Raw genomic sequence first — 11,854 nt, 5'->3', positions numbered from 1 at the left:
ACAGTACTATCGTTTGAATAGGATATCAGTTTTTTACTTTTTGATATGGCGTAGTTCTTAACAGGATGCCTTGATGATCGGGTGAAATCCTGATTTGCCTGCCGTATTGGCCCTCTGTCAGGACCTGATGATTCGCATCCCAATTGCCAACCCATTTACTTTGCTCATATTGCCGAGGCAACATTCTGCCATTTTTGATTGAGTTGAATCCGGTATGTCTCTCAATCAGAAATGTCATACTTTCAGAATTCAACTCGGATATGATAAGTGTATCTGAGGCAACGCTAAACTCGCTTCTACCATCATTTACATAAACGCCGGAGAGGTTTTGTTCTTTATTGCTTTTGCAGGACGCAAAAAACATCAGACCACAGAAAAGCACGAATAAATTGATTTTAAATGATTTCATAAGACTTGCGATTACTGAGAATGATTTTGTTTTTGTTCTTTAACCATGGCGGTGATTCCCTGCTCCATACCGCCATGGAGCGAAGCCAGTTCCTGGATCTTCACCCGTTCGGTACCTTCTGTAGTGTAAGCGAAATATTCCTCGGAACAGAGTTCGTTTTTGACCACTTTCATCACCTGTCCGCCGAGGTCGATATAAATGTCCCGGTTTTCCTTGCTGACTGATAAGACCTGCGCTTTCCCCTTATCCGACATACCCAAAGTAGCCTGCAGTTTATCAAACTTGTTCAGGTAGCTGCGCATATCCATCAGGATCTTGATCGCAGCGTTGTTGATGATCGCATCCTTCACGATGGGTGAGCTGATCAGGTCGTCCAATTCCTGGGTGACCACATTCGGAACGCCGTTGAACTTCCGGATGGTCTTGAAGGCGTACTGGATGAAACCCGCCATTCCTGAATTCGCGATGGCCTTCCAGGCCTCGTCAATCGTTAGCACCTTACGGATACCCTTCAGTTTCCGCATTTTCGAAAGGAACATCTCCATGATGATCAGTGTCACCACGGGGAACAGGATCGGGTGGTCCTTGATATTATCCAGCTCGATAACCACGAATCGCTGCTCCAACAGATCGATGTTATCGGTCGCATTCAGCAGGTAATCGAATTCCCCGCCGGCGTAAAATGGTTGAAGTACGTAAAGAAAGCTGTCCAGGTCGAAATCTTTGTCTTTGACTTTATGAGCTTTCAATACCTTGGCATAGGTTCCATACAGATAATCATAGAAAGTATTGAAAGATGGAAATATATCGCGGTGCTTTTTTAGATGATCGTAATAACCCTGTAAAGCATTGGATAGGGCTACATATTCGCTCCGGATAAAACTTTCGTTCTCCTGTTTCCATAAAGTCACCAGCAAGGCCTTCAGGCTTTCCTTTTTCTCCGTGTCCAGCGTTTGTCCTTCAGGGATATAGAAGGGGTTGAACCGGATAGGGTTTGCTTCTTCATAGGTGAAATAATAACCGCCGACCAGTTCACAAAGGCCCTTATAACTGCCCCCGATATCAACCGTTACGCAATGCGCGCCCTGGTCATACAGCGTTCTCAGGATATGGTTGACTGTCATGCTCTTTCCGCCGCCTGATGTGCCGCAAACCAGCATGCCCATGTTCGAGGTGATGCCTTTCTTTCTCGGCGCATCGAACAGGTCGATGTACACCGGTCTGCCGGACAGGCGGTCACAGAACCGGATCCCCTGGGATGGCGGATCACTCCGGTAATTGCTTTCCAGGTTCAGGAAGCAGGTACCCTGTTCCAGAAAAGTATCGAAGGTATCATTCAGCGGAAAGTCCGCCGCGTTACCCGGGATACCGGCCCACCAGATCTGCGCTGCGCCGTCCGATTCCAGTTTGGCGCTCGCTCCGAGTTGCGCCATAGCGGAGCCTACCTGATTCTTGATCTCCTGCAGTTGCTCCGGCTGGTCGCTCCAGACCATGACATTGAAATGTGCTTTGACCGGCAGTCTTTGCTGGCTGATCGCCTCATTAAGGAAATCATTGGTCGCATCCATGCTGATCGTGTTTTCCCGGCTGTAGGCGGACAACGACTGCAGCCGCAGCTTCTTCGCCTCCAGTTGCTTGAGCACTTTGGGCGTATCCTCGATGAAGAGGAACTGGTTGTAGATATGGTTGCAGTCGAGCAGAAGATTAAGCTGGCTGGCAAACCCTACCGGGAACTTCGTCTGGTCGGTGCTGTACTTTTCATAAGTGATCCTGCTGCCGCACATTGAGGGCATATCTTCAGCATCCCCCAGCGTATAGATACGCACATGATCATCTCCGATCCGGATGCCGTCTTTCAGGTGTACATCCTTCAGCACGGGCCGTTCCCCGCCGTGCAGCAAAAAGCAATATTGTTCCAGCAATCCGGCCTGTTCCATCGTACCGGCCAGTTCATCATCTTGGATCCGGCGAAGCGATAATAAACCGCAATCGCTGAGGATCCGCGCAAACTGCCCGGCTTTCTCCTCGAACTCCAGTAATTCCCTGTCGTCGGTAACCTGGCGCGGAACAAGGTGCTTCCGGAACAATCCGGAAAATGCGCTGCTGGCCTGCTTGCGGTCACCGGCTTTTTTGGTCAGCATCAGGTAACAGTCATGGTCGAGATAGGGCCGGCCCCGGAAGTGCCTGTCAGCGGCCCGGTTCAGAAAGCTGCTTTCCGCCAGGCCGTCACCCTGATACTGTTGCCTGATGAACCGGTCCTGTTTGTGAATGATACTTTGCTTCGGTAATACCTTAACGGCACGTATCCAGGCCTGGTGATAGGCTTCGTACTCGTTATCCGCTAACGTAAATATTTCGGGCAGCATCAGTTGATAGGCTATGGTGATGTCGCCCTGCGCGGAAACAAGGCAGTCATGTTCCACTTTATAAACCGGGAATATGCGCGCTGCATGTTGAGATGTCGCCATGGCTTATCGTTTTAAGTGAAGGAATAATTTGCGGGAACTGAACTTCAGGTAGCCGGGAATATAGCGTTTCGCCGTCTTTTTCATCAGGCCATGCTCGCCGTATCGGTTACTGAGCTGGAAAACCTGGTAAAACAACCCTCCGCCGGCGGCGGCAAGTACCAGGATGCAGAGATAGACCGGAACGCCCGTAATGTAAAGGATCGCGAACAGGACCAGCAGGGCCACCAGTCCGCCTCCGAGGTAGCCGATATACTGGGCCTTGAGCCCTTTAAATTCAATGGACCTGTTAATGCCTTTATTGATTTGATAGATCGCCATGTTGCTGCTCTCCTTTCCTGTTTAAATCCCGAAAAATGATTTGAGCACAGTGGCTACGACCACCAGGAAAATACAGCTGCCAAACCAGGCGGAAGCCATCTTGCCGGTATCATGTTCGCCGTCGTTCCATTTTTTATAGACCTTGATCGCACCCACCAGTCCGCTGACCGCCCCGATCGCATACATCAGGTTGGTGCCCGTATCGAAATAGCCTTTAACCTGGTTGGTCGCTTCGGAAATACCCGCGTTACCATCCGCCGCCCACAGGTCCTGTATGGAAAGGGCGATAACGGAAATCACCAGGAACGCGATCTTAACAATGGCAGTGATCCTGCCTTTCGCATGTTTTAAAACTGAGATTTTCATATAGATATGTTTAAGGGTTAATGATTCGTCCAGTAACTTTCCAGTTCCCCGGCGCTAAGCTCGAAGGAGAATTGGCCTTCACTTTCTTCCAGCAGCGTTTTGGTCACCTGCTGACGATAAGGGGATTCGCCGAGTTCCGGGTATTTTTCCACCAGGATCCTGAACAGCATTTCGAAATTTTCTTTGCTTTCTCCGGATTCGTTGATTACCCGGATCAGCGTTCTGCACTCGGACATCATCCCGGAGAAAGATGCGGCCACTTCCGCGCTGGCCCCTGCCCTAGCGGCAGTTAAGGTGTTGTCATCCTCATCTTCGTCCGGATTATCAGACGGTCCGAACTGAAGTTTTTCTTCATCCGCTGCTTCCCGGAGGTTTCGGGCAGATCCCATCACCGTATAAGCCGGCTCGGGGACAAACCCGGTTTTAGCCGGATCGGTCACTGCCTGGCGACCGGAAAGCCGGTACAGGAATGCAAGGATTTCCTTTTTGTAAAAGAAAGCCGCCACGTAGGCGTAATAAAGGCTGAGCAGGATCGCCATACCGGAGATGAATGCTGGCCAGGAGATTTGATTGAGCATATCGTGGTAGATTTTCCGGGGCTCCATTGCCGCCGGGTACGATACAAAATTGGCCAGCCGGCACCACGGATTGCTCCGAGGTCATCCGACTCGGAGTATGACTTTTTTCATTTTTTTTGCAAAAAAAAAGCGGCTAATGCCGCTTTAGGATTCAGTATTTGAGTTTCTTCTGTAGCCTGGTCAAAAAGGCTTCTTTCATTTCGTCGATGTAGAGCGTCGGGCTGGGCCTGCCGCATAGCCAGTCATAGGTATCATAGAAATTACCCAGGGAAATATTAAAGGCACGTTCAATGAATTTCACGATACTTTTCAGGTTCTTCTTGCCAAACGCCTCGGTCGCATGCCAACTATAGACCAGTTCGATCAGCGCGACCTTGGTTTGCTTCCAGTCGAAATCCGTCAATTCCTGGTCTGTACCCGAAATGGCCTCTTTCCGGCTCAGCTTGCAAATGGCCTGTTCCAGATGTTCCTGCAGGAGTGCGCTCGCCAGCACCTGGGCCAGCTTATTGTCATGACTGGTACTGAACGCCGGATCAAAGTCAATAACACACAGGTCCGGATCGAGTTGAACATCATACTGCCCACGCATAAAATAATGCTGGTCGAGGTACGTAGCCTGGGTGCGGACATATTGAAAAAACGACCGGTTGCTCTCGAAAAAATGATTGAGGATATTGATCTCCTGGCTGTAATAATCACTGATCACTTTGCTGTCCCCGATTGGTTTACGAAGTTCGATGTTCAAAAGCGACTGGTGAAAGATCAGCTGGCATTTGAACTTGGGTTTGATCTGTTTGAAAAACCGGATTTCGTCCTCGGCTGAACCGGGTTCATGCGCTATACAAAAATCCTTCAGCTTTCGGAGACACCGCAGACATATATGGACTGATTGTTCAAGCCTTTTGATTAAATTGTCTTCTTCCAGCAGTAAGGTGTTCAGATCTTTATTCAGATCTGCATATAACCGTTCACTAAATTTCAAAATCATAATACACAATGCTAAGATGAACAGGTTTGCCACCCGTCAACCGAAACAGGTGAACCTAGCAATTCCTGCGGGTATCAGTTTTTCATAGACATCTTATTTAGGAAAATAAACTTTATGGACATAGGCGACCATTCGCTGAAGATAGTCCAGCACAATAGCCGCAGTAAGCTGATCCTTGCTGTAAAAGGCATGGTTGAAACTTTTGATCGAAATCCGCCCTTGTTTTTTTGAAGTAAAGTGACGGATGAAAAAACGCATGATCGCTGCAGCGTTTTGCTCCGGGAAGCATCCGTTCTTGTGAAAGACACGGACAAACATGGCGAACTGCGGTACGGACAACACCAGCCGCATTTGCTCATCCGTTCCCGGGTATGCTGACAGCGGATCGGTTGCGGCATCCGTTACCTGCAGCCGCAGCCAGGGCAGGATCTGCTCGTCGATCGACGGAAGATGCCTGATGAAACGGTCATCGGGGTTCACATAGATATCGAGTAACGCGTCGGCTTCCTGCATAATCCTGTTTTCCCCTTCCCCGGCCAGGGATTCGTAGTGTCGCCTGAGCCAGTTGGCGAACCGGTGAGAATTCAGGTTGCGCTGGAATAAGATACGGACGAGCCTTCCTGTCGTAGTCGCATCACCACGGTTTAGTTCATTAAGGACCAGCGTAAGCAGACCATTGATCTTCGCCACCCTCCGGTAACTCAGACCGGAGGCCTGTCCGTCCGCGAGGTATTCTTCCACGTCCGCGCACAGCAAACTTAACAGTTCAGGAGCAGCAACCCGCGTGGCCGAAGCGGCTATTCGATCAAGGGATGCTGCGATAGCCAGCTTTTCCTGCCTGACCGCATAGGCGGAAACGTGATAATCAATATCAAAAAAACGATAGCAACGCTGCCGCAGGAAAAGGAGCAGCTGCTCCAGTTCCGCGAGGATCTCCTGGATGAACAAAGATTTGCTGCCTGCCGGCTGTCCGACCGTGTTGACCCGGTCAACATGGTCGGACAGCTGCGTAATACCGGCCTGATGAAACAGAACGTACCGGTTGATCACGTGGTCTTTGGCTGTACTGAAAATCCTGGTCGTCCAGTTGTTCCTGGCCTTTTCACATAATTTTCTTAAACGGAAAAGATCAGGAGGCAGCGTTGGCCCTGCGATCCCGGCGGCGTCCTGCAGGACTAAAAGTATTAAATCTTCGATATCTAATAATTCAGACTTCAGCAACATACAATACTTTAAGCCGCATATTCATATATGCGTTGATAAAAAATCAAAAAACAAGCATAAAATCGCTTATTATTGAATTATTTATAAATATTCACACTTTCAAAACAATATGACTACTAATCGTAGTTATACTGGTAACTGTTGTATTAGTAGGATCAGTCCCCGTTGGCGGATCAGTCTCACTAAAATGATTTTTGGGGAAAGGTGCCTGGTAATCGCATACCGTACTGACCCTTTTGATCAATCTTTTTGTTCTTTGCGTTTTCATCGGTTTCAGTTTTCAGGCAAATCTATCAGAGCGGATGTCCGTGGCTAACTTTTTTACGCAAGGGGGCATTTGCGCCATGTAGAAAAAGCTTTGCTTTCAAAATATTCATTCAAGCATCGTGAAACAATGACGTTAAAAAAGAAATTACTGGTTCATGTATTGATCTGGCTGATCTACATCAGTTATGAACTGGGCTTTGTGGTGATAACAAGTCGTATCCATATCACCCCCGCTCCGCTGCTAATCTACTATGGCCTAAACATATCCCTGTTTTATTTCAATGCGCACGTACTTCTCAACTTTGCATTTTTAAAGACGCGGCGACGATATTTAAATGCGGCCTGCCTGATCATATTGGAACTGGCGGTATACCTGGCAATCAAATATGTACTGGATAACCTGCTAACGGGGCACTTTACTTTGAGGTCGGGACATCTGCCGGTATCACATCTTTATATTTATGAAAATCTGTATCGTGGCGCAAGCTTTACAGGTCTGAGCATAGCCTACTTCTCGACCCGTTACATGTCCCGGTTTCGCGAAAAAGCTTACGAGGAAGAAACCGGAAGGCTGAGGGCAATTACCCGGAACCTGGAATTGGAAAATCAGATTTTTTCCGTAGAAAATGCCTACCTCCAGAATCAGATCAGTCCTCACCTGCTGTTCAATTCACTGAGCTTTATTCATAGTGCCGTATACAAACTTTCAGACGCGGCCGGCAAAGGGATCATGCGCCTGGCCGAGCTCATGCGGTATTCATTGGTCAGCGCCAATGGTACCGGAACAATACCGCTGCCCAAAGAAATCGAACAGATGGAAAACCTGATCGCCCTTTGTGCGATGAGGTTCCCCGGAGAATTCTTCGTCAGGGTCCATAAGAAAGGCCGCCTGAAAGGCAGGGAGATCATTCCGCTCGCACTGATCACACTGGTAGAAAATATGCTGAAACACGGCGACTTAGGAGACAAGAAACATCCCGCCCGTATTAGCCTGGAGTTGGCAGAAAACCGCCTTATCTTTGAAGCAACGAATAAAAAGCGGCACGTAAGCCTTTACCCGAGTGGCGGGCTTGGGTTGAAAAACATCGAAAAGCGGCTGCAGAATCATTACCGGGACCGCTATTCGATGCTGATCAGAAACGAGAATGAACATTTTACGATAACCTTAACTATTAGCCTATGAACCTGACATGCTACATCGTAGACGATGAATCCGGAGCCATTGATCTGCTGAAAGAATATATTGCGCGCATGCCCGGATTGGAACTGACCGGGGCTACCCAGGATCCCATGACCGCGTTGGACCAGCTCACAGGGGAACATGCGCCTGACATCACGTTTATCGACATCGACATGAGATTGCTTTCGGGGCTCGAACTGGCAGGTATGGTCAATCTCTACACCATGGTCGTTTTCACCACCGCATTTCCCCAGTATGCCCTGCAGGCATTTTCGAAAGAAGCCTTTGATTACATACTTAAACCAATAAGTTATGACCGTTTCGCGGACTGTGTCCATCGCGCCAAACGCAAGATAGCCAGGCGTTCTAAGGTTTCCCCTGCGGGTATTCAGGATTTCTTTAATATAAAAAGTGAGATAAAGGGCAGGATGGTGAGAATTCAAATGGATGAAGTAGTCTACATCGAAGGGGCCGGAAATTACATTACGATCCATACTCGTGATACCAAACATATGACCTACCTCACGATTAAAGAGATCATACCGCATCTGCCGTCATATTTCGCGAGGATACACCGCTCATATATCGTCAATATCAATTACATCAGAATAACGGAAAGAGCGCGCATCAGACTGGAAAATGGACGCGTGTTGGTCATGGGGAATAATTACAAGGAATCTTTCCTGGAAATGATGGATGCCAGACTGATCAAAACCGGCCGGGCATCCTGACCTTCGCTGCTCCTCTGCTTTCGCTGCGCGCCGATTCGGTGAACGGGTTTTCCTGGCTGCTAAGAAGCTGGGGTACTGCCGGTATGCTTTGCCTTTCCTTTCTTGGCCAGCAGAAATTTATAAAGGAGGTAATAGGTGACCATTTCCTGCTTCCTTGCCTCATCCGTAAATATCCGGTTGATATGCATATGCACGATACTGCTCAGAAATTGATTCCTTTCCGTTGCGTCGCCGGCAGTGTTCTGCACCAGGTCGCGGACGGTCCGGAGAAATTGTCTGCTCGATATCCATTGCGCGCCCGGGTACTTTCCATTGCTTTCGTCAAGTACCCCTTCGATTGCCTTTTGAAGTTTACGGTATTTCCGGTCCAATTCCACATAGAGCTTCGTCACCTTAAACTCGGTTAAAAACAGCGTATAGCTTTGATAACAAAAAACCACGAGATCTTCCTCCTCCAGGATGAAATTACGCAATATTTCAAGGGTAGATCTTAATGCAAAGAGGGCCAGGGCGCTTGGGTCGCTAATCGAACTGATCGCCTGCAGAACCAGTTCGCTGCTTGCCCAAAAAAATATCTCTGTTTTCTCGATGCCTGCATAATGATAGCGTTCCAGCTCCCTGCTGTAAACATCGACCTGGTATTCCCGGATCACATGCTGCCTGACGCGGTCTTCCAGTTTCGCTTTAAATGCGCCTAAAATTTCGTTGATATCCATTGGATCGACCAGCATGCGTACCCGGAGATGCGGTGCATGGTCTTCATACCGGACAAAAAACCATCGCCGGATCTTTCCATGGCTGAACTTTTTTCGGAGGATCGGCCGCAATTTCAATAAAAGCCGTGAAGCGCTGATTTTAGGGGCATATATCTTGAGATAAAGCCATTCGGAGCCCGGGATATATTTACGGCGGGGTCCTTGCCGTTCCCCTGGATGGTGTTTAAAAATTGCAGATGGCGGAAGTTTGAGCGCATCATCTGGCAGCAGGTATGCATTGTATTGCCGGACGGGCTCGTCACCAACAACCTCTTTTAAAACGACCTCACTTTTATTTTGGCTACAATGGAGGAAAAAAACCGCTTCCGGCTGGTTACGCAAATCGAAATGCAGGTGCTGATCGCCTTCTGCAATTGCAATGACATCGGGTATGCGCAGTTCCTCCCGCAAAATGTGCAGCTGTTGCAGGTTTTCCTCCATCGAATTTGTCCCGAGCAGATGTAACTGCGCTTCCCTGATGACCCAGGTCGCTGAAAAAAGGATCGCTCCGCCGAATTCGACCCTCGGATAAAATCCGAGTCCTGGAAAAAGCTGGCGCAGATCGAGCAGTAAATTACTTTTTCCGTATTGATAAGGAATATCAGCCAAAAAACGAAATAAGGGTAACTTGTTAAGGCTATGATTATAGGCGGAGGTCAGCCGCGGCATCACCACCTTTTGATGCTTTTTGGAGTATAGAAAAACCTGGTGGGCATAAACTGCCACGTACAGGTCGGATAATTCCAGTTGCCGCTCTAACGGCAGCAGCGAAACCGCGGTTACCGGTAGTTCAAACTGCCAGATCTGCTCCCGCCTGTTGATGTTATCCGTATGGGGGTCGGCAAGATGGAGGATCTCGGCAAAGATCACTCCGGGGTTCTGTGCTTCCTGTTCCTTTGCCATCGCCTTTGCCGCATGCTCGATTTCCGGAGCGCCGATCGTAAAACGTCCCATAAGCGCAGGTGCGTTGTTTCCGCCCGCGCTTTCGATCATGATCCGCCCTTCCAGCATTCTGAAAAGCACTGACATCCCTAGCATTTCGGATGGCTTTTGTCCGCTTTGCAATCCTGCCAGGTCATCCGCTTCCAGGTAAATGACACCGGTTTGCCGGTAACGGTCCCCATGCCAGCGTTCCAGCAGCAGGCTTTGTGCGGCCGTCCAAACCACCGAATCTTCGACAGGGGCATTGAGCGGAAGCTGTAAAGTTTCCAGTAAAGGTAGATGCGGGTCGGATTCAGGCACCTGATAACCAATACCGGCTTCCGGATCAAGCGCGGCAAGCAATGGAATACATTGCCCTTCAAAATCGTTGTTGAATCGCCTGGCGAATGTTTGCATCGCCGTGTTTTTTACATCAGGCACAAGAACGTTTAGCGCATCGATAGCGGACGCAAGTTGAGATTGAATGGAACTGTTCAGGACTTCCCCGGTTGAAAGCCGGTGAAGATTAACACTCAATTCATCCTTCACATACTCCCGGGAGGCCTGCGGAAGATCGGCCCTTAACGCTGCTTTCAACGAACTGAAGTATTGTTCTTCAATAACATGCGCCCTCAAAAGTTTTCGGGAAGCAGCCTGAATCCGTTCATCGGCTTGCCGTTCGAGAAAATCCGCACCCGTAATATTGCATCGGTTCCTATCCAGCAGGATCTGGCTGTCGAGAAGGAACTCCAGGTAGGCATCGGCTTCATCAAGCGGGCATCCTGCTTCCTTGCCGATATAAGCAACAAGTTCATCTCCGCTTTTACCGCCCTGACAAAAAATTAAGAAGTCGCTGAGCAGCTTTGAAAAGGCTATAGATTGCAGGCTGTAATTGCGGAAGCTCAAATTTTCATTTAGTCCGCTTCTCAGGAAACGAAATTCGTGCAGAACCCGGTAGATGCTTGGATTCGGATCAAGGATCCCCACCGCAGTTCCATGTTCATTGGTAACTCCCCATAATAGCGCTGCCTGATAATGCTGGTCAGCACGAATGACAGCCTGGAACCTGGCTTCTGCTTCACTTGAACCGGGTTCACCACCCCAACGTGCAAGCGTAACTGAAGAAAAAAGTCCAAACGGTGTCGGGCGGAAACAAAAGCGGTTATAATACCTCAGCAGCGTTAACTGCTGTTTATCCGACAAAAGATCCGGACGAAAGCCGGATTGCTGAAGCCTGGTATAGAAAGCCGGTGAGGCCAGCAAAACCGCCGTACGGAAAAGAGGGTCGGCAAGGATCGCAGCCAGGTCCGTAGTATAATCGCCCCCGCTCTTTCTGGGCATCCTCAGCAATAAGGCCCGGGCAAAATGATATCTCATAGGTAACAGCTTAATCACGCATAAATTATTAAATGTCATTCCGACAATCAATACCTATTTTTCATACCTGTTTTACCATATGATTTGCAGGCAGTATTGTCACGCGGATAAAGCAGACACTTTTCCATATAGAATGATAAAGCCGTAGTGCCAGCAATGTCCTGCAGGCGGATTACCGGCAAAAGCATCATGTTATTTCTGCATTTGTATCCTGTTTAGTGGAAGATAGCTGTCGGGGATTGACCCGCTGTTTTCGCCAGAAACGGATAAAA

Annotated in this window: 11 protein-coding genes and 1 pseudogene; 2 read left to right on the top strand and 10 right to left on the bottom strand. The window is 48.8% G+C overall.

The genetic code is table 11. The features are described from left to right. Positions 1-25: 25 nt before the first annotated feature. The 8 genes from ACEN9X_RS14425 to ACEN9X_RS14390 form a co-directional block, all read right to left on the bottom strand. Positions 26-409 (bottom strand): hypothetical protein, encoded by a 384-nt coding sequence (locus ACEN9X_RS14425; RefSeq protein WP_413671013.1) that lies wholly within the window; start codon positions 407-409, stop codon positions 26-28. A gap of 11 nt (positions 410-420) precedes the next feature. Further along, on the bottom strand, positions 421-2,877 hold the full coding sequence (locus tag ACEN9X_RS14420) for a TraG family conjugative transposon ATPase (protein ID WP_413671012.1): 2,457 nt from the start codon (positions 2,875-2,877) through the stop codon (positions 421-423). Positions 2,878-2,880: 3 nt separating this feature from the next. After that, positions 2,881-3,195, bottom strand: coding sequence for a DUF4133 domain-containing protein (locus ACEN9X_RS14415; protein ID WP_413671011.1), 315 nt, complete (start codon positions 3,193-3,195; stop codon positions 2,881-2,883). Positions 3,196-3,216: 21 nt separating this feature from the next. Next, positions 3,217-3,561 carry a DUF4134 domain-containing protein gene (locus ACEN9X_RS14410; protein WP_112575376.1) on the bottom strand — a complete coding sequence of 115 codons (345 nt, stop codon included), beginning with the start codon at positions 3,559-3,561 and terminating at the stop codon, positions 3,217-3,219. Between the two features lie 17 nt (positions 3,562-3,578). After that, the gene (locus tag ACEN9X_RS14405) at positions 3,579-4,139 is read right to left on the bottom strand and encodes a hypothetical protein (protein ID WP_413671010.1); all 561 of its coding nucleotides are present in this window, start codon (positions 4,137-4,139) and stop codon (positions 3,579-3,581) included. Between the two features lie 151 nt (positions 4,140-4,290). After that, positions 4,291-5,127 (bottom strand): RteC domain-containing protein, encoded by an 837-nt coding sequence (locus tag ACEN9X_RS14400; protein ID WP_413671009.1) that lies wholly within the window; start codon positions 5,125-5,127, stop codon positions 4,291-4,293. A gap of 93 nt (positions 5,128-5,220) precedes the next feature. Continuing rightward, positions 5,221-6,351: a hypothetical protein gene (locus ACEN9X_RS14395; RefSeq protein ID WP_413671008.1), complete on the bottom strand. Its 1,131-nt coding sequence runs from the start codon at positions 6,349-6,351 to the stop codon at positions 5,221-5,223. Between the two features lie 91 nt (positions 6,352-6,442). After that, positions 6,443-6,619 (bottom strand): hypothetical protein, encoded by a 177-nt coding sequence (locus ACEN9X_RS14390; protein WP_413671007.1) that lies wholly within the window; start codon positions 6,617-6,619, stop codon positions 6,443-6,445. 126 nt (positions 6,620-6,745) lie between these two features. Between ACEN9X_RS14390 and ACEN9X_RS14385 the strand changes: the two genes are divergently transcribed. Beyond that, positions 6,746-7,801, top strand: a complete 1,056-nt coding sequence (locus tag ACEN9X_RS14385) for a sensor histidine kinase (protein ID WP_413671006.1) — start codon at positions 6,746-6,748, stop codon at positions 7,799-7,801. Further along, positions 7,798-8,529 (top strand): LytR/AlgR family response regulator transcription factor, encoded by a 732-nt coding sequence (locus ACEN9X_RS14380; RefSeq protein WP_413671005.1) that lies wholly within the window; start codon positions 7,798-7,800, stop codon positions 8,527-8,529. Before ACEN9X_RS14385 ends, ACEN9X_RS14380 begins: the two co-directional genes overlap by 4 nt. 59 nt (positions 8,530-8,588) lie before the next feature. Here ACEN9X_RS14380 and ACEN9X_RS14375 read toward each other — a convergent pair whose 3' ends face one another. Next, positions 8,589-9,626 (bottom strand): thiopeptide-type bacteriocin biosynthesis protein, encoded by a 1,038-nt coding sequence (locus tag ACEN9X_RS14375; RefSeq protein ID WP_413671139.1) that lies wholly within the window; start codon positions 9,624-9,626, stop codon positions 8,589-8,591. Next, positions 9,627-11,546 (bottom strand): annotated as a pseudogene (locus ACEN9X_RS14370) (lantibiotic dehydratase family protein); the annotation flags it as partial. Positions 11,547-11,854 lie beyond the last annotated feature (308 nt).

It is taken from the genome of Mucilaginibacter sp. Mucisp86, from assembly GCF_047324315.1.
Taxonomy (GTDB): domain Bacteria; phylum Bacteroidota; class Bacteroidia; order Sphingobacteriales; family Sphingobacteriaceae; genus Mucilaginibacter.
This window is presented reverse-complemented; position numbering and strand designations above follow the sequence as displayed.